Genomic DNA, 19000 nt, shown 5'->3' with positions numbered 1-19000 from the left:
CACAAAACCTGTGGGAGCGGGCTTGCTCGCGAATGCGGTGTGTCATTCAACATAAATGGCGACTGACACGGCCCCTTCGCGAGCAAACCCGCTCCCACAGGGATTGAGTTGGATCTGAAAGAACAGCGTACGGAGAAACAACATGAGCCAGACTCAGGCAGAACGACTCCAGGCGGAGCGCAAACTGGCGGAAAACCAGTTCGATATCACCCAGTACGATCACGTGCCTCGGCGTTATTACGGGCGGATCTTTTTCGCCACCGTGATCGTCATCGCGATCATCGGCCTGGTGCGGGCGTTCGCCGAAGGCAAGATCGAATGGTCGTACATCGGCCAGTTCCTCACGTCCCAGGCGATCATGTGGGGCTTGCTCAACACCATCGTCATGGCGGTGCTGGCAATGGGGCTGGGCATTGTGTTCGGAGTGATCACGGCGATCATGCGCATGTCGGCCAACCCGATCCTGCGCTACGTGGCAGTGACCTACACCTGGCTGTTCCGCGGCACGCCACTGATCCTGCAACTGCTGTTGTGGTTCAACCTGGCGCTGATCTTCCCCACCATCGGCATCCCCGGCGTGTTCGAAATGGACACCGTGAGCCTGATGACGCCGTTCGTGGCCGCCCTCCTCGGCTTGAGCATCAACCAGGGCGCCTACACCGCCGAAGTGGTCCGCGCCGGCCTGTTGTCGGTGGACACCGGACAGTACGAGGCCGCCAAGTCGATCGGCATGCCGCGCCTGCAGGCACTGCGCCGGATCATCTTGCCCCAGGCCATGCGGGTGATCATTCCGCCGGTCGGCAACGAATTCATCGGCATGGTGAAAATGACCTCCCTGGCGAGCGTCATCCAGTACTCGGAACTGCTCTACAACGCCCAGAACATTTACTACGCCAACGCCCGGGTGATGGAGCTGCTGATCGTCGCCGGTATCTGGTACCTGGCCACCGTCACTGTCCTGTCCTTCGGTCAAAGCCGTCTGGAGCGTCGTTTCGCTCGCGGCGCCGGCAAGCGTTCTTGAGGAGCCCCACATGAGAAGCATCGTCAAGGCTGTGAGCCTGAACAAGTATTACGACCAGTTCCACGCGCTCAAAGACGTCAACATCGAAGTCGAGCAAGGCGAAGTGCTGTGCATCATCGGCCCGTCCGGCTCCGGCAAAAGCACCTTGCTGCGTTGCATCAACCAGCTGGAAAAAATCGACAAGGGCGGCCTGTGGGTCGACGGCGAGCTGGTGGGCTACCGCATCGCCGGCAACAAACTGCACGAACTCAACGAGGCGCAGATCGCCCGTCAACGCCTGTCCACCGGCATGGTGTTCCAGCGTTTCAACCTGTTCCCGCACATGACTGTGCTGCAAAACATCATCGAAGGGCCGTGCCAGGTGCTCAAGCGTTCGCCCAAAGAGGCGCACGAAGAAGCCGTGGAACTGCTCGCCCGCGTCGGCCTGGCCGACAAGCGCAACAGCTACCCGATCGAACTGTCGGGTGGTCAGCAACAACGTGTCGCCATTGCCCGTGCATTGGCCATGCGGCCCAAGCTGATGCTGTTCGATGAACCCACTTCGGCACTCGACCCGGAACTGGTCGGTGAGGTGCTGTCGGTGATGCGCGACCTCGCGCAAACCGGCATGACCATGATCGTCGTCACCCATGAACTGGGCTTCGCCCGCGAGGTTTCCAACCGCATGGTGTTCATGGACGGCGGGCAGATCGTGGAGGCTGGAAGCCCCGAAGAAATACTAATAAGTCCGCAAAACCCACGCACCCAAAGCTTCATTTCTGCCGTTCGAACCTAAGCGTCCATTGCGCTCACAACACTCATAAGAGAACGACCATGAAGAACTTCGTTATCCCAGCAGTACTCGCAGGCCTGATGGCTTCCAGCGTCAGCTTCGCCGCCGAATTGCCGGCCAGCATCAAGGAAAAAGGCGAGATCGTCGTCGCGATCATGCCGAACTACCCGCCGATGGATTTCAAGGACCCGGCCACCAACACCCTCACCGGCCTCGACTATGACCTGGGCAACGCCCTGGCCGAACGCCTGGGCGTGAAGATCAAATGGCAGGAAACCGGCTTCGAGCAAATGATCAACGCACTCACCACCGATCGCGTCGACATGGTGCTGTCGGGTATGACCGACACCGTCGAGCGTCAGGCCAGCGTGACGTTCGTTGACTACTTCACCAGCGGTCCGCAGTTCTACACCTTGCAGAAAAACAAGGACTTCAACGAAATCACTGACCTGTGCGGCAAGAAAGTCGGCACCAGCCGCCGCACCACGTTCCCGGCGGAAATCGCTGAATACAGCAAGGCCCACTGCGAAGCCGCCGGCAAACCGGCCATCGTAGTGATCGGCACCGAAGGTTCGGCGGATGCCCGCGCGCAACTGCGTCAGAGCCGTATCGACGCGGCGATGCAAGGCAGCGAGACCTTGTCGTACCTGAAGACTCAGGAAAAGGACATGTACAAAACCGTCGGCCAGCCGATTTCCGTGCAGTTCTCCGGCATGGGCCTGAGCAAGAAAAAGCCTGAGCTGAGCGAAGCGGTGAAGGTCGCGCTGCAGAGCATGATCGATGACGGCAGCTACGCCACCATCCTGAAAAAATGGGACCTGGAGCTGGGCGCGATCAAGACGGCGACCATCAACGCCGGCAAGTAATCAGGTAGACGACCCGCATCCACTTTGGGTCTGGGTCGATCACGATTATGTGACCAACCGATAAACCTGTGGGAGCGGGCTTGCCCGCGATGGCGGACTGTCAGGCGACATTGATGGTGATATGTGCCACCCCATCGCGGGCAAGCCCGCTCCCACAGGGGCCGGTGTTAACTGATAAATAGCTGGAGCGCTACTGATGTCCTCCTCACCCCAACCCACCTGGCCCGACCAGCACAAAGCCTGCCTCGCCCTGGCCTTCGACCTCGATGGCCCCACCGGCGATGCGATGCTCAATGGCTCGATCTGGCGCAAGCCCGAGTACTTCGGTTTCGGTGGTTACGGCCCTTACCGCGCACTGCCGCGGATTCTCGACCTGCTCGATGAGTTCCGGATACCGACCACCTTCTTCGTCCCGGCCTGGGTCGTGGAAAACTGGCCGAAACAGTGTCAGGCGATCGTCGAGCGCGGGCATGAGGTGGCGTACCACGGCTACAAACACGAATCCTTTTACGCCCTGACGCTGGAACAGCAAAAGGACGTGATGCACAAATCCCGCGAAGTGTTCTGGAAACACCTGAACATCCGCGCCGAAGGTTTCCGCACACCGTCCGGCGACTGGCGGGCCGAGACGCCGGCGATGCTGGTGGAAGCCGGCGTGACCTATTCCAGCAGCATGCGCGGCGATGACCGGCCCTATCTGGTCAATGTCCCCGGCTTCGAAACGCCGCTGGTGGAAATCCCCGGCCGCTGGGAAATGGATGACTACGCCTCCCTCGCCTACACCCGTGCGCCGGACTTTCCTTCCGGGCTGGACCGCACCGCCAGCTATGAGCTAACCCTGGACAACTGGCGCCGCGAATACGACGGCGCCATGAATGAAGGGTTGTGCCTGACCACCCTGTTCCACCCCAAGATCACCGGCAAACCGGGACGCATCCTGTTGCTGGAAAAACTCTTCGAACACATGCGCCAGCGCGACGACGTGTGGTTCGCCACCTGCCGCGATGTCACCCAGTGGTGGCTGAAGGAGCATCACCATGGCTGATTCCACTCTCTGGCCCAAAGGCTATCGCTGCGCCGTGGTGCTGACCGTCGATTACAACGACATCCACGGCATTCTCACCCAGGCGCCCGAAGTCGCCGGACGCGACAAGACACTGTCGGTGTGGCGCTACGGCACTCAACGCGGCGTCGACCGCTTGCTGGGCCTGTTCGAAGAACTGGGCGTGAGCAGCAGCTGGTTTGTTCCCGGCATCGTTGCCGAGGAAAACCCGGAGCACATCCAGGCGATTCAAGCGGGCGGGCATGAGATTGCCTGCGCCGGGTATCGTCACCAGAACTACGACACCCTCGATCTGCAGCAACAGAGCGCCGAGATCGCCCGTGGCTGCGAAGCGTTGCAAGCGCTGACCGGTCAACGCCCGAGCGGGTTTCGCATTCCGGCCGGCAACGGTGCACCAGGGTTCATCGAGGCATTGCGGGAGCAAGGCATTCGCTGGTCTTCCTCGTGGCGTGGCGATGATTTGCCGTTCGCTCACCCCACGGCGCCCGACGTGATCGAACTGCCCTTGCACTACGAACTGGAAGACGAACCCTACTTTGCCTTCAACCTGAGCCCGGCCGTGCCGCCGGCGCAATCACGGATCGCGTCCTACAGCCACACCCTGGGCAATCTGCAAATGGACTTCGCCGGGTTTCATCGCTTCGGCTTGTGTTATGTGCTGAGGTTGCATCCGGAGATCATTGCTACACCGGGACGGATTGGCGTGTTGCGCGAATTGCTGCAAGGCATTCAGCAGCACGACGATGTGTGGATCGCCACTGGTGCCGAAGTTGCTCAGTGGTGGGCCGAATCCGCGCCGCCCGTGACCGAGGATCACCCGGCGTCGGTGTACGAGCGGCATTATCGGGATTACCTCCTATGACCGAACGCTTGCAGCGACTGGCGCAGTTTTGCGTCGACACCCGATTTGAACACGTGCCACCGGCACTGGTGGCGCAAGCCACCCGGCATATCCTCGACACCTTTGGCGCGACACTGGCCGGGGCTGGCAGCGACGTGGCGAAGCAGGCGCGTCAGGTGTTCGAGGGTGAAAGCGGCAGCACGCCGGTCTGGGGCACCGATCTGCGGGTCGGCGCCGCCCAGGCCGCCATGCTCAACGGCGTCGCCGCCCATGCACTGGAACTGGATGACACCGGTGGCTGCGATCATTCCGGCGCGGTGGTGTTGCCGGCGGTGATGGCTGCGGTGTCGATGTCTGCGCGGCCTGTCAGCGGTCGCGAGTTGATCACTGCCGTGGTCATCGGCTACGACGTCGGCCGCCGCGTGCTCGAAGCCTGTGGCGGTTACTCAGCGCACAACGGCGCCGGTTGGCACTCCACGGCGACCTGCGGCGTATTCGGCGCGGCGGCCGCGAGTGGGCTCATTCTGGGGTTGAACGCCGAACAAATGGTGTCGGCACTGGGCATCGCTGGCAGTTTCAGCGGCGGCCTGTGGGCCTTCATCCACGACGGCTCGCAGAGCAAAAAACTGCACAGCGGTCGCGCGGCCGAGGGTGGATTGCTCGCGGCGCGGTTTGCACAGCAAGGCATCACCGGGCCGACGAAGTTGTTCGATGACGTCTGGGGCGGGTTTCTCAAGACCCTGGCCATTGAGACGGCTCAACCTGCAGCGCTGGATGCGGATCTCGGAGTCGTGTGGAAACTCGCCCGCTGTTCGATCAAGCCGTATGCCTCATGCCGAGGGACGCATTCGGCCATCGACGCGTTGGAGGTGCTGCTGGAAACACTGCAGGTCGGCGTCGATCAGGTCGAGGACATTCAGGTCTCGCTATGCGGTTTCCTGCAGGACATGTGCGGCGGTCAGGACGTGAGCACGCTGGCGGCGGCGCAGATGAGCCTGCCGTACGCCCTCGCCGCCCGGCTGGTGCATGGCCATTGCCGACTGGAAGCCTATGACGATGAGCAGCGGCGGGATCCGCAGATTGCCCATTGGATGTCGCGCATTCGCCTTGAAGTGGACCTGCAACTGTCAGAGGATGGCGAGCCCGTGGTGAGCGTGCGGACCGTGGACGGTCGGCAGGCCAGTCTTTGCGTCGATCCACCGTTGGGTGCGCCGGGTAATCCGTTGAGTGATGAGGCGCTGGAGCAGAAGTTTTTCAGTCTGGCTGGGCGGGTGATGCCGAGGTCGCAGGCTGAGGAGTTGATCGGGCATTTGTGGCGGCTTGAAGCACTTGATTCGGTCTGCATGCTTGAGCGGTGGCTGAGTTGAGTATGACGTTGTCTGTTCCGGCCTCTTCGCGAGCAAGCCCGCTCCCACACTTAATCGCATGTGAGCACACTATTTGTGAACACCCGGATCAATTGTGGGAGCGGGCTTGCCCGCGAATGGCCGCGACACGGTACATCGACGTACACCCTAAAATCTGAATAAGGACATTTGCCCCACCGTGGCCACTTACTCGCTCGTTATCCGCCGCCTGATGATCGTCTCGCTGACCATCGTCGTCAGCCGTGCCATCACCAGCCCGTTGCTCACGCTGTTCCTGAGTAACAAGCTCGGCCTCAACCAACAGGACGTTGGCTTGCTGCTGGGCATCGCGGTGTTCATCGCCACCTTGCTCGCGCTCTACGGCGGATACATCATCGACCGCCTCGAAAAGCGCCGGTTGCTGATCCTCGCCATGCTCTCCAGCGCCATCGGTTTCGTGCTGCTGACCTTCGCCGAAAACCTGTATCTGACCACCCTCACCCTGGTGATCACTGAAACGGCGTCGGCCCTGTTCCTGATCGGGTCGAAGGCGATCCTCAGCGAAAACCTGCCCATGGGTCAGCGCGCCAAGGCCTTTTCCCTGCGCTATACACTGACCAATATCGGCTATGCCACCGGCCCGATGCTTGGCGTAGTGATTGCCGGGGTGTATCCGATTGCGCCGTTCCTGATTGCCGGTGCCATCGCGTTTTTCAGCATCTTCTTGATGAGCGGAATTCCCAGGGACTCGGCGCAGACACCCGCGATCGGTCAGCCACAGAGTTTCCTGAAAACCCTGATCACCCTGAAAAACGACCGCACGCTGATCATGTTTACCTGCGGCTGTCTGCTCAGCACCGTGGTCCACGGGCGATTCACCCTGTACCTGTCGCAATACCTGCTGGTGACCCACGACTCCAAGCGCGCCCTGGAAACCATGGCCGCCCTGCTCGCGTGCAACGCCATCAGCGTGATCCTGCTGCAGTACCAGATCGGGCGTTTCCTCAAGCGCGAACAATTGCGCTACTGGATTGCCGGCGGTACCAGCCTGTTCATCGTCGGCCTGATCGGTTTCAGCCTGGCCGACAGTCTCGTGTCCTGGTGCGTGGCGATGTTCATTTTCACCCTCGGCGAAATGATCATTTACCCCGCCGAATTCCTCTTCGTCGACACCCTCGCGCCCGAGGAACTGCGCGGCAGCTATTACGGCGCGCAGAACCTCGCGGCCCTGGGCGGTGCGCTGAGCCCGGTGATTTGCGGTTTCCTGCTGATGCACACGCCGGCGCCGACGATGTTTTATGCCCTGAGTGCCCTCACCGCCATGGGTGGCTTCCTGTGTTTCATGAGTGGTCGCCGCGTCGCTTTACATCAAAATTAATGCACTCAAGCTGCATTAATATGAATTTGTCAGCATGTCGAATCAACGGCACACTGTGCCCTGTTCCTCCCCCAATAGTTGGAACCTTCAAGGGCTTTCTGGGTATCCCAGCTAAGCCTTTTTTTTGCCTCGATTTTTTCAAGGGGTCATTTGCCAAATGCTCGCTCGCTGGTTACCCGCCTCCGTCAACACCCGACCCTCGGAATGGAGCCGTGCTGCCATCGGCATGGCCTTGGGTACGATGTTCAGCGTCTGGCTCTGCTCCCAGGTGTTCGGCATCGAAGTCGCGCAGCACCTGATCGGACCGTTGGGCGCCTCGGCGGTGCTGCTGTTTGCGGTGTCCTCCGGCGCACTGGCGCAACCCTGGTCGATTCTCGGCGGTTACTTGAGCGCCGGCGTGATCGCGCTGCTGGTCGCTCATGTGCTTGGCCGCACGCTCGGCAGCGCGTGCCTCGCCGCGGGCATGGCACTGATCCTGATGTGCTGGCTGCGTTGCCTGCACCCGCCGGCCGGCGCCCTGGCCTTGACGCTGGTGCTGGCCGATCCGGCAACCATCGCCCTGGACTGGAAAGCGCTCGCCCCGGTGATGCTCGGCGCCTCGACGATGCTGTTCAGCGCCGTGGTCTATAACAACCTGACGCGGATTCGTTATCCAAAACGCGCCGCTGAACCGGTGGCCGTGGTACCTGCCGATCATCCGCCGATCGATCGTCAGGCCATTACCGCCGAGGACTTGAAACTGGCCCTGGCGGACATGGAAGCGTTCTACGACGTCACTCCCGAAGACCTCGAGCAATTGATTCACGCCAGCGAATTGCACGCCAAACGCCGCAGCATTGGTGAAGTGCTCGGCAGTAGAACCTGATACCACACCAAACCCTGTGGGAGCGGGCTTGCTCGCGAAGAGGTCGTCTCATCCAGCATTAATGTTGAATGACACGGCCCCTTCGCGAGCAAGCCCGCTCCCACATTTGGCATGAGGGTCAATCATTGCAAATATGCAGAAAGAACCTGCACATATCCCGGTTGTACATCACAAATTTGCACTGTTACGATCCAGCATCGCTCGCGCGCGAGCTTCTCTATAAAGAACAATAAAAGCAGGGAGTTACTGATGACTGCTCAGGTTTCTTCTCCAGGGGCTTCGTCCATGGATGCCACGCAAAATGAAGTGCTGGCCGAGGTTCGCAACCACATCGGTCACCTGACCCTCAATCGCCCCGCCGGTCTCAACGCGATTACCCTGGACATGGTCCGCCTCCTGCACCGCCAGCTCGATGCGTGGGTGAACGATCCGCAGATTCACGCCGTGGTTTTGCGCGGCGCTGGCGAGAAAGCCTTCTGCGCCGGCGGCGACATTCGCTCGCTGTACGACAGCTTCAAGAACGGCGACACACTGCACGAAGAGTTCTTCGTCGAGGAATATGCCCTCGACCTCGCGATTCACCACTACCGCAAACCGGTCCTGGCCCTGATGGACGGTTTTGTCCTCGGAGGCGGCATGGGCCTGGTGCAAGGCGCCGACCTGCGAGTGGTCACCGAAAAAAGTCGCCTGGCCATGCCGGAAGTCGGCATCGGTTATTTCCCGGACGTCGGCGGCAGTCACTTCCTGCCGCGGGTTCCTGGCGAATTGGGTATTTACCTCGGCGTCAGCGGCGTGCAGGTTCGCGCGGCGGATGCGCTCTATTGCGGGCTGGCCGACTGGTACCTGGACAGCGACAAACTGGGGGCGCTGGACGAGCAACTCGATCAACTGGAATGGCACGGCACGCCGCTCAAAGACCTTCAAGGCCTGCTAGCGCAACTGGCGGTGCAGCAATTGCCCGATGCACCACTGAGCAAACTGCGCCCGGCCATCGATCACTTCTTCGCCCTGCCCGACGTGCCGAGTATTGTTGAGCAACTGCGCGAAGTCACGGTTGCCGACAGCCATGAATGGGCGATGACCACGGCGGATCTGCTGGAAAGCCGTTCGCCGCTGGCCATGGGCGTGACCCTGGAAATGCTGCGCCGCGGTCGGCACTTGAGCCTGGAAGACTGCTTCGCCCTCGAGCTGCACCTGGACCGTCAATGGTTCGAGCGCGGCGACCTGATCGAAGGCGTGCGCGCCTTGCTGATCGACAAAGACAAGAACCCGCGCTGGAACCCGCCGACCTTGCAGGCGCTGGACGCCGAGCACGTCGCAAGTTTCTTCACGGGGTTTGACCGGAGCGGGAGCTGAGCCATGCACGATATCGAATTGAGCGAAGAACAAGTCATGATCCGCGACATGGCCCGGGATTTTGCCCGCGGCGAAATCGCGCCCCACGCGCAAGCCTGGGAAAAGGCCGGCTGGATCGATGATGGCCTGGTGGCGAAGATGGGTGAGCTGGGCCTGCTGGGCATGGTGGTGCCCGAGGAATGGGGCGGCACTTATGTCGACTACGTCGCCTACGCCCTGGCGGTGGAAGAGATTTCCGCCGGCGACGGCGCCACCGGCGCACTGATGAGCATCCACAATTCCGTGGGCTGCGGACCGGTCATGAACTACGGCACCGACGAGCAGAAACAGACCTGGTTGCCGGATCTGGCCAGCGGCAAGGCCATCGGCTGCTTCTGCCTGACCGAGCCGCAAGCCGGCTCCGAAGCGCACAACCTGCGCACCCGCGCCGAGTTGCGCGACGGTCAGTGGGTGATCAACGGCGCCAAGCAATTCGTCAGCAACGGCAAACGGGCGAAACTGGCGATCGTGTTTGCCGTGACCGACCCGGATCTGGGCAAGCGCGGTATTTCAGCGTTTCTGGTGCCCACCGATACCGCCGGTTTCATCGTTGATCGCACAGAACACAAAATGGGCATCCGCGCTTCCGATACCTGCGCGGTCACCCTGAGCAACTGCACGATTCCCGAAGCCAACCTGCTCGGCGAACGCGGTAAAGGCCTGGCCATCGCGCTCTCCAACCTTGAAGGCGGTCGCATCGGCATTGCGGCGCAAGCCTTGGGCATCGCACGCGCGGCGTTCGAAGCGGCGCTGGCCTACTCCCGTGATCGCGTGCAGTTCGACAAGCCGATCATCGAACACCAGAGCATCGCCAACATGCTGGCCGACATGCACACGCGCCTGAATGCTGCGCGGTTGCTGATCCTGCATGCCGCGCGGTTGCGCAGCGCGGGCAAGCCGTGTTTGTCAGAGGCTTCACAGGCCAAGCTGTTTGCGTCGGAAATGGCCGAGAAGGTCTGCTCTTCGGCGATGCAGATCCATGGCGGGTACGGGTATCTGGAGGATTACCCGGTGGAACGTTATTACCGGGACGCGCGGATTACGCAGATTTATGAAGGGTCGAGCGAGATACAGCGAATGGTGATTGCCCGGGAGCTCAAGAACTATCAGGTGTGATGCCTTAAAAGCTTCGCGGGCAAGCCTCGCTCCTACAGATCACACGACCTGTAGGAGCGAGGCTTGCCCGCGAAGGCGTCAGTGAATACGCCGCATTACTTACCGACGAACTCCGCCTCACGCTTGGCAATAAACGCCGCCATCCCTTCCTTCTGATCCTGCGTCGCAAACGCCGCATGGAACACCCGACGCTCAAAGCGCACGCCTTCCGACAGGCTCACCTCAAACGCGCGGTTGACGCTTTCCTTGATCATCATCGCAATCGGCAACGACTTCTTGGCGATCAATGCCGCGACTTTCAGCGCCTCTTCCAGCAACTCGTCCGCCGGCACGATCCGCGCCACGATCCCGCAACGCTCCGCCTCCACCGCATCGATCAAACGCCCGCTGAGGCACATTTCCATCGCCTTGGCCTTGCCCACGGCGCGAGTCAGGCGCTGGGTGCCGCCCATGCCCGGCAGCACGCCGAGGTTGATTTCCGGCTGACCGAATTTAGCGTTGTCGCCCGCCAGGATGAAGTCGCACATCAGCGCCAGCTCGCAGCCGCCGCCCAGGGCAAAACCATTGACCGCGGCGATGATCGGCTTACGGCGGTTAGCCACGCGGTCGCTGTCGCTGAACAGATCATCGAGGTAGATCTGCGGATAGGTCAGCTCGGCCATTTCCTTGATGTCGGCACCGGCGGCAAAGGCTTTTTTCGAGCCGGTCAGCACAATGCAACCGATGTTCGAATCAGCTTCCAGGCCATCGAGGGCGTGGTTCAGCTCGCTGACGATCTGCGCGTTCAACGCGTTCAGCGCCTGCGGACGGTTCAGGGTGATCAGGCCGACACGGCCGTGGGTTTCCAGCAAAATCGTTTCGTAACTCATAAATAACTCCTTTTTTGCATAACGCTTGATCCCTGTAGGAGCTGCCGAAGGCTGCGATCTTTTGATTCAAGGGCAAAAGATCGCAGCCTTCGGCAGCTCCTACGGGGATCGATTTTAAAGACTGCGCGAAATGACCATGCGCTGAATATCGCTGGTGCCTTCATAGATCTGGCAGACACGCACGTCGCGGTAGATCCGTTCCAGCGGGAAATCGTTCAGGTAGCCGTAACCACCGAGGGTTTGCAACGCGGCGGAGCAGACCTTTTCCGCCATTTCCGAGGCGAACAGCTTGGCCATGGAGGCCTCGACCAGGGCGGGCTTGCCACTGTCTCTCAACGCGGCGGCGTAATGCACCATCTGCCGGGCTACGGCGATCTGGGTCGCCATGTCCGCGAGGCGGAACGCGACTGCCTGATGTTCGATGATCGGTTTGCCGAAGCTCTCGCGCTCACGGGCGTAATCCCGGGCCGCTTCAAACGCGGCGCGCGCCATGCCCACCGATTGCGAGGCGATGCCGACGCGGCCGCCTTCGAGATTGGCCAGGGCGATCCGGTAACCTTCACCCTCCTCGCCCAAGCGGTTGGCCACCGGCACTTTGACGTCTTCAAACAGAATCTGGCAGGTGTCGGATGCATGCTGGCCGAGTTTGTCTTCGACGCGGGCCACTTTGTAGCCCGGCGAGTCGGTGGGCACGATCAGCGCGGTGATCCCGCGTTTTCCGGCACTCGGGTCCGTCACCGCAAACACGATCACCACCCCGGCATTCTGCCCGGAGGTGATGAACTGTTTGCAGCCGTTCAGCACGTAGTGATCGCCTTCCAGACGGGCGCGGGTTTTCAAACCGCTGGCATCGGAACCGGCTTGCGGTTCGGTCAACGCGAAAGCACCGAGCATTGCACCGCTGGCCAGCGGTTTCAGAAAGCGCTCTTTCTGATCGTCGTTGCCGTAGTTGAGAATCGGCACGCAACCGACCGAGTTGTGCACGCTCATGATGGTCGAGCAGGCGCCGTCACCGGCGGCGATTTCTTCCAGGGCCATGGCGTAGGCCAGGTAACCGGTGTCGCAACCGCCCCACTGCTCGGGCACCAGCATGCCGAAGAAGCCCAGCTCGGCCATCTCGCCGATGGCCTCCTTGGGGAAACGGTGCTCGCGGTCCCATTCGGCGGCGAACGGTTTCAACCGTTCCTGGGCAAACTGCCGGGCCGCTTCGCTGATCTGCAGTTGTTCGTCATTGGGAATCATGGTGAATCCTTAAAAAATAAGCCTTCGTACAGATACCAATTTGTTGAAACGCTAACCCTGTGGGAGCGGGCTTGCTCGCGAATGCGGTGTGCCATTCAACTTTAATGTCGACTGACACGGCCTCTTCGCGAGTAAGCCCGCTCCCACATTGGTTGCGTGCCAGATCTTAGTAGAGGCACTCCACAGCCATCGCCGTGGCTTCACCGCCGCCGATGCAGATCGCCGCAACGCCGCGTTTCAGGCCTTTCTGGCGCAGGGCCGAGAGCAAGGTCACCAGAATCCGCGCGCCGGACGCACCGATCGGGTGGCCCAGGGCGCAGGCGCCGCCGTGTACGTTGAGTTTCTCGTGAGGAATTTCCAGGTGGGTCATGGCGGCCATGCCAACCACGGCAAACGCTTCGTTGACCTCGACCAGATCAACCTCGTTCAGCGACCAGCCGGTTTTCTTCATCAGCCGCTTGATCGCGCCGATCGGTGCCACCGGGAACAGGCCTGGCGTGTCGGCGAATGCCGCATGACCATGGATCACTGCGAGTGGTTTCAGACCGCGTTTTTCAGCTTCGGAGCGGCGCATCAACACCAGGGCCGCGGCGCCATCGGAAATCGAACTGGAGTTGGCCGCCGTCACGGTGCCGCCTTCACGGAAGGCCGGTTTCAGCGAGGCAATCTTGTCCAGTTTGGCTTTCGGTGGCTGCTCGTCGTTGCTGATCACCACCTGCTCTTTACCGACGGTGACGGTCAACGGCACGATTTCGTCCTTGAAGCTGCCGTCCTTGATTGCCTGCTGCGCGCGGGTGGTCGACGCGATTGCAAACGCGTCCTGAGCCTCGCGAGTGAAGCCGTTGGTTTCGGCGCAATCCTCGGCGAAGGTGCCCATCAGGCGACCTTTGTCGTAGGCGTCTTCCAGGCCATCGAGGAACATCGAATCGAGCACACGACCGTGGCCCATGCGGTAACCGCTTCGGGCGCGGTCCAGCAGGTACGGCGCGTTGGACATGCTTTCCATGCCGCCGGCGACGACAACATCGGCGCTGCCAGCAACTAGCATGTCGTGGGCCAGGATGGCCGCTTCCATGCCGGAACCGCACATTTTGTTCAGGGTGGTGCAACGGGTCGATTTATCCAGCCCGGCGCCCAGCGCAGCCTGACGGGCCGGGGCCTGGCCGAGGCCGGCGGGCAGCACGCAGCCGAACAGCACTTCTTCAACGGCATCCGGCGCCAAACCTGCGCGTTCAACCGCTGCACGAATGGCGGCAGCACCCAGTTGTGGTGCGGTCAGGCTTTTCAGTTCGCCCTGGAAACCACCCATCGGGGTGCGGACGGCGCTGACGATAACGATTGGATCGTTGGCAATAGTCATGACAAATCCTCCTTATTTGGCGGCCATGCGCAAGGCACCGTCGAGACGGATCACCTCGCCATTGAGCATGCTGTTTTCAATGATATGCCTGACCAGCGCGGCATACTCGCCCGGTTTGCCCAAACGCGGCGGGAACGGCACGCCAGCGGCCAGGGAATCGCGGACTTCCTGGGTCATGCCGGCCATCATCGGTGTTTCGAAAATGCCCGGCGCGATGGTCATCACGCGGATGCCGAAGCGCGCCAGTTCACGGGCAGCGGGCAAGGTCAGGCTGACGATCGCGCCTTTGGACGCGGCATAAGCGGCCTGGCCGATCTGGCCATCGTAAGCCGCCGCCGAGGCGGTGTTGATGATCACCCCGCGTTCACCATCGGCATCCGGTTCGCTTTCAGCGATGGCCGCCGATGCCAGACGCAGCATGTTGAAACTGCCGATCAGGTTGACGTTGATCACCTGGCTGAAACTGGCCAGCGCGTGCGGGCCGTTCTTGCCGAGGATCTTCTCGCCACGGACGATGCCGGCGCAGTTGACCAGACCGTTGAGGCCACCGAAGGCCTTGACCGTCGCCTGCACCGCCGCTTCAGCCGCCGCTTCGTTGCTGATGTCCGCAACCACGCTTTGCGCACCGAGGCGTTCAGCCTGGGCTGCAACGGCCTCGGCGTTCATGTCCACCAGCATCACTTTGGCACCGGCCGCGACCAGCATTTCAGCCGTGGCCGCGCCGAGCCCGGAGGCACCGCCGGTGACGAGAAAAACCTTGTTTTCGATCTGCATCATTGTTTCCTTGGATTCAAGCTGAAACGTTCTTCGCCGCAGCCTCTTGAGCCTTGGCGATTTCCTGGTTGCGCAAGATAAAGCGCTGCAATTTGCCGCTTGGGGTTTTCGGCAACTCGCTGACAAATTCGATTTCACGGGGGTACGAGTGCGCGGCCAGGCGCTTACGCACGTGCTGGCGCAGCTCTTCGGCCAGTTCGGGCGCGGCGCGGTATTGCGCGCTGAGCACGACGAATGCTTTGACCAGTTCGGTGCGCTCCGGGTCGGGCTTGCCCACCACCGCCGCTTCGACCACGGCCGGGTGTTCAATCAACGCGCTTTCGACGTCGAACGGGCCGACGCGGTAGCCGGAGGTGGTGATCACGTCATCACTGCGGCCGACGAAGCTGATGCTGCCGTCCGGGTTCCACTCGACGGTGTCGCCGCTCAGGTAATAGTTGCCGACGAAGGCCTTGGTGGGCGCGCCTTCGTAACCGGCGAACCAGCACATCGGCGATTGGCTGCGGTCGATGGCGAGGATGCCCGGCTGGCCGACGCCCAGTTCCTTGTACTCGTCGTCGAGCACCGCGATGCGGTGGCCCGGCGAGGCAAAACCGGCGGCGCCCATGTGGATCGGATGATCGATCCCGTGGTGGTTGCACAGGACCATGCCCAACTCGGTCTGGCCGTAATGGTCATGAATCACCACGCCGAGGTTGTCGGCGAACCAGCGGATCACTTCCGGGTTCAGCGGCTCGCCGGCACTGCTGACGATGCGCAATTTGCCCTTGATCGACTTCGCGAACTCATCGCCACCGGCAATCAGCAGGCGATACGCCGTCGGTGAACCGGTGAGGTTGGTGATCCCGTATTTGTTGATCACCCGGCAGGTGCTTTCGAGGGTGAACGGGCCATCGTAAAAGGTGATCGGATGCCCCATCGACATCGGCCCGGTCACGCCAAAATAGATGCCGTAGGCCCAACCCGGATCGGCGACGTTCCAGAATGCATCTTCCGGGCGCAGGTCGACGGCGTCACGGGTGTAGCTCTGGAAGGCGACGATGGCCTTGAGCGGCACGGACAATGCCTTCGCCGGGCCGGTGGTGCCCGAGGTGAACATCAGCAGGAACGGGTCTTCGCCGGTCAGCAGCAGCGGTTCGCACTCGGCGGAATAGTTGGCCAGTTCGGCCCAGAAACTGAAATCGCCACGGACGATGCCCTGGCCTTTCGCGCCTCCGACCGTGACGATGGTCGGGCAGTCGGTGACTTCAGCGAGTTTGGAGCGGTTGACCGCGTCGGTGACCACCACTTTGGCGCCGGAACTGTTCAGGCGATGTTCAATGGCTTTGGGGCCGAACGCGGTGAACAGAGGCTGATACACCGCGCCGATACGCCAGGTGGCGAACACGGTGATCAACAATTCGATATTGCGCGGCAGGAGGCCGGCGACTTTGTCGCCTTTCTTCACGCCCTGGGCCAGCAGGAAATTGGCGAAACGCGCGGCCTTGTCCTGCAGGTCGCTGAAGGTGTACGTCGCGCTGGAGCCATCACGGCCTTCCCAGAACAGCGCGATGCGGCCTGGCAACGCATGCCGGTCGCAACACTCGACGCAGGCATTGAGGGCCGTCAGATTGCCCGCGAGCGCGGCGTCGACGGTGTGCTGATAGTTGAACTGTGACGTAGCAGACAAGTAATCGCGCATTGCCAGAATCCCTGTGTATTTTTATTAGGCTGGGGAACCGTAACCAACAGGGAAATACTCGCTCTGCGCGGGGGGTGGGGCAATGGTCAAAGCTATCAAGTTGTCTGACTGGTTTGGCCAAGATTTGAAAGGTGTGGTGCCTGTAAGGGCCTCTTCGCGAGCAAGCCCGCTCCCACATTCGGCCGAGTTCTTTCAGTAGAAATGCGATCGAATGTGGGAGCGGGCTTGCTCGCGAAGAGGCCGGATGCATCAATACAAAATCCGGATCAGTCGGCCTCGTTCAAAATCAAACTCCGGTAATGCCCCGGATTCGACCCCGACCACTTGCGAAACGCCTTGTAGAACGAACTCGCATCAGCAAACCCCAACCGCGTGGCGATCTCGGCAAAGCTGATACTCGGCTCAGCCAGCCAGACGATGGCCAACTCCTTGCGCACGCTGTCCTTGAGCCCCTGATACGTCTGCCCCTCTTCCGCCAGCCGCCGGCGCAAGGTCGACGCCGACATGCACAGTTGCTGCGCCAGCGGCTCGGTTTCCGGCCACTGTTCGGCGGGCAATTGCCGCAAATCGTGCTTGATGCGACTGGCCAGGCTCTGCGGATCGCGGTACTTGACCAGAATGTTCGCTGGCGCATGGGCCAGGAATCGCTTGAGTTCTTCGGCGCTACGCTTGATCGGCAGGTCCAGGCAATCGGCCGAGAAGATCATCCGGGTACGGGGCCGGTCGAAACGCAGGTTTTCGGAAAACATCACCTGATAGTCATCACAGAAATCCGGCTGCGGGCAGCGCAACTCAATGGCCAGAATCGGAATCCGCCGCCCCGCCAGCCAGCAGGCCACGCCGTGCACGATCATCCAGTAGGTGAAATAGGTAAAGGCCCGACGCGGGTCCTGGTCGTCTTCCAGCAACACGATTTCCGCGAGGCTTTGCTGGCGAACCAGCTGCGCTGGCAAGTGTTCGAGCATCAATGACAGAAACTCCAGCCCCGAAGTCAGGCCGGCGGCGAGGCTCGGCTGGACCATGGAGCTGCGACACAGAAACGCCAGACTGCCGGATTTGAGCTTGCGCGGGTCCATGCCAAAAAATTCATCGTCCCGACGCCGGGCCAGTAAACGCCATAGCCGTGCGTATGCGGTGGCCGGCACGCGGGCGGTGAAAGACTCGAGCAGTGCCGAATCGATGCCGACCTTGTTCAACACCTCGTCGGTGGCGCCACCGGGGGCGCAACTTTGCAACAGCGCTTCACGCACCAGTTGAATGGAAATGGTGTCTTTTTCCGACATTGAGCGAGGTGAGCCCTGTTCTTGTTTGAGTGGTGGGCATATTAGCGCATGGCACCCGGATCCTGTAGGAGCGAGGCTTGCCCGCGAAGACGATGTCCAAGGCAAATTATTTGTTGAATATGAAGCAGCCTTCGCGGGCAAGCCTCGCTCCTACAGAAGAGGGGCGGTGATGTTGAGGGTTGTTCAGCTTAGGTTCAGGTTAATGTCAATGATTGCCATTTGGGAATGAGTGTCATTATGTTACAAATTAGCACCCTATCTAATTCCCAGACGGTGCTGAATGCTTGTTCCTTTTCTGATCATGCTGCGCGAAGGCATTGAAGCCGCATTGATCGTTGGCATCATCGCCAGCTACCTCAAGCAAACCGGCCGCGGCCAATGGATGCCCGCCGTGTGGATTGGCGTGTTCCTCGCCGCCGCCCTCGCTTTGCTGGTGGGCGGTGGCCTGGAGCTGGTCAGTGCCGAGTTTCCGCAGAAACAACAGGAACTGTTCGAAGGCGTGGTCGGACTGGTCGCGGTCGGCATTCTCAGTTCCATGGTGTTCTGGATGCGCAAGGTGGCGCGTTCGATCAAGCATTCGTTGCACGTCTCTCTCGATCACGCGTTGACCGGTTCCAGGCATCAGGTGACAGCGCTGATCGCCATGGTGTTTTTCGCCGTCGCCCGGGAAGGCCTGGAAACGGTGTTCTTCCTGCTCGCGGTGTTCCAGCAAAGCGAAGGCCCGGCCGCACCGATCGGTGCCCTGCTCGGCCTGATCCTGGCGATCATCGTCGGTTTCCTGATCTACACCGGCAGCATGCACCTGAACCTCGGCGCGTTCTTCCGCTGGACCGGTCTGTTCATCCTCGTGGTGGCCGCCGGCATTCTCGCCAACTCGGTGCAGGCGCTGCATGAAGCCGGCCTCTGGAATCACCTGCAGACCGTGCTGTTCGACTTCAGCGCCACGCTGCCGATGGACGGCCCGCTGGGTTCGGTGCTGGCCGGGATGTTCGGCTATCAGGATGCGCCGACCGTCAGCACCCTCGGCGCTTATCTGATTTACCTGGTGGTGGCGCTGGTGATGTTTTTTCTCCCCGCGCCCGCTCCCGCTAAACAAGCTTCTTCCGTTTCCAGTCAATAAGGGCCTTC

Annotated in this window: 17 protein-coding genes; 11 read left to right on the top strand and 6 right to left on the bottom strand. The window is 61.1% G+C overall.

All coding sequences use genetic code 11. The annotated features are described in order from the left end of the window. Positions 1 to 142 precede the first annotated feature (142 nt). The 10 genes from J2Y86_RS02685 (at position 143) to J2Y86_RS02640 (ending at position 10663) form a co-directional block, all read left to right on the top strand. A complete protein-coding gene (locus J2Y86_RS02685; protein WP_253427917.1) occupies positions 143 to 1021 on the top strand; it encodes an amino acid ABC transporter permease in 879 nt (292 codons plus the stop codon). Positions 1022 to 1031: 10 nt separating this feature from the next. Beyond that, on the top strand, positions 1032 to 1796 hold the full coding sequence (locus tag J2Y86_RS02680; protein WP_017339042.1) for an amino acid ABC transporter ATP-binding protein: 765 nt from the start codon (positions 1032 to 1034) through the stop codon (positions 1794 to 1796). A gap of 38 nt (positions 1797 to 1834) precedes the next feature. Beyond that, entirely contained in the window at positions 1835 to 2659 is an 825-nt protein-coding gene (locus J2Y86_RS02675) for an ABC transporter substrate-binding protein (protein WP_253427914.1), read from the top strand. Between the two features lie 196 nt (positions 2660 to 2855). Further along, positions 2856 to 3704 (top strand): polysaccharide deacetylase family protein, encoded by an 849-nt coding sequence (locus J2Y86_RS02670; RefSeq protein WP_253427912.1) that lies wholly within the window; start codon positions 2856 to 2858, stop codon positions 3702 to 3704. After that, positions 3697 to 4584, top strand: a complete 888-nt coding sequence (locus tag J2Y86_RS02665; protein ID WP_253427911.1) for a polysaccharide deacetylase family protein — start codon at positions 3697 to 3699, stop codon at positions 4582 to 4584. Before J2Y86_RS02670 ends, J2Y86_RS02665 begins: the two co-directional genes overlap by 8 nt. Beyond that, a complete protein-coding gene (locus J2Y86_RS02660; protein WP_253427910.1) occupies positions 4581 to 5930 on the top strand; it encodes an MmgE/PrpD family protein in 1350 nt (449 codons plus the stop codon). The genes J2Y86_RS02665 and J2Y86_RS02660 overlap by 4 nt, the downstream gene beginning before the upstream one ends. A 178-nt stretch (positions 5931 to 6108) precedes the next feature. Further along, positions 6109 to 7287: an MFS transporter gene (locus J2Y86_RS02655; protein WP_253427909.1), complete on the top strand. Its 1179-nt coding sequence runs from the start codon at positions 6109 to 6111 to the stop codon at positions 7285 to 7287. Positions 7288 to 7444: 157 nt separating this feature from the next. After that, on the top strand, positions 7445 to 8152 hold the full coding sequence (locus J2Y86_RS02650) for an HPP family protein (RefSeq protein WP_253427908.1): 708 nt from the start codon (positions 7445 to 7447) through the stop codon (positions 8150 to 8152). A 249-nt stretch (positions 8153 to 8401) separates the two neighbouring features. Continuing rightward, entirely contained in the window at positions 8402 to 9508 is a 1107-nt protein-coding gene (locus tag J2Y86_RS02645; protein ID WP_253427907.1) for an enoyl-CoA hydratase/isomerase family protein, read from the top strand. Positions 9509 to 9511: 3 nt separating this feature from the next. Further along, positions 9512 to 10663, top strand: coding sequence for an acyl-CoA dehydrogenase family protein (locus J2Y86_RS02640; protein WP_253427906.1), 1152 nt, complete (start codon positions 9512 to 9514; stop codon positions 10661 to 10663). A 95-nt stretch (positions 10664 to 10758) separates the two neighbouring features. On the opposite strand, the gene J2Y86_RS02635 is transcribed toward J2Y86_RS02640, so the two are convergent. The 6 genes from J2Y86_RS02635 to J2Y86_RS02610 all read right to left on the bottom strand — a co-directional run bounded on the left by J2Y86_RS02635 (position 10759) and on the right by J2Y86_RS02610 (position 17872). Beyond that, entirely contained in the window at positions 10759 to 11532 is a 774-nt protein-coding gene (locus J2Y86_RS02635) for an enoyl-CoA hydratase (protein WP_059402380.1), read from the bottom strand. 114 nt (positions 11533 to 11646) lie between these two features. Then, positions 11647 to 12774: an acyl-CoA dehydrogenase gene (locus J2Y86_RS02630; RefSeq protein WP_008026517.1), complete on the bottom strand. Its 1128-nt coding sequence runs from the start codon at positions 12772 to 12774 to the stop codon at positions 11647 to 11649. 166 nt (positions 12775 to 12940) lie between these two features. Beyond that, positions 12941 to 14134 carry an acetyl-CoA C-acyltransferase gene (locus tag J2Y86_RS02625; RefSeq protein ID WP_253427904.1) on the bottom strand — a complete coding sequence of 398 codons (1194 nt, stop codon included), beginning with the start codon at positions 14132 to 14134 and terminating at the stop codon, positions 12941 to 12943. A 12-nt stretch (positions 14135 to 14146) separates the two neighbouring features. Then, the gene (locus J2Y86_RS02620) at positions 14147 to 14908 is read right to left on the bottom strand and encodes an SDR family NAD(P)-dependent oxidoreductase (protein ID WP_253427902.1); all 762 of its coding nucleotides are present in this window, start codon (positions 14906 to 14908) and stop codon (positions 14147 to 14149) included. A gap of 16 nt (positions 14909 to 14924) precedes the next feature. After that, positions 14925 to 16589: an AMP-binding protein gene (locus J2Y86_RS02615; RefSeq protein ID WP_253427900.1), complete on the bottom strand. Its 1665-nt coding sequence runs from the start codon at positions 16587 to 16589 to the stop codon at positions 14925 to 14927. Positions 16590 to 16855: 266 nt separating this feature from the next. Then, positions 16856 to 17872 carry an AraC family transcriptional regulator gene (locus J2Y86_RS02610; RefSeq protein WP_253427898.1) on the bottom strand — a complete coding sequence of 339 codons (1017 nt, stop codon included), beginning with the start codon at positions 17870 to 17872 and terminating at the stop codon, positions 16856 to 16858. Positions 17873 to 18152: 280 nt separating this feature from the next. On the opposite strand from J2Y86_RS02610, the gene efeU reads away from it, so the two are divergent. After that, complete coding sequence (gene efeU, locus J2Y86_RS02605) at positions 18153 to 18992, top strand: iron uptake transporter permease EfeU (RefSeq protein WP_253427896.1); 840 nt, start codon at positions 18153 to 18155, stop codon at positions 18990 to 18992. Positions 18993 to 19000: the final 8 nt, after the last annotated feature.

The sequence above is a fragment of the Pseudomonas migulae genome (assembly GCF_024169315.1).
GTDB lineage: Bacteria > Pseudomonadota > Gammaproteobacteria > Pseudomonadales > Pseudomonadaceae > Aquipseudomonas > Aquipseudomonas migulae_B.
The sequence above is the reverse complement of the archived record's forward strand: the minus strand, read 5'-3'. Positions and strand labels throughout refer to the sequence as shown.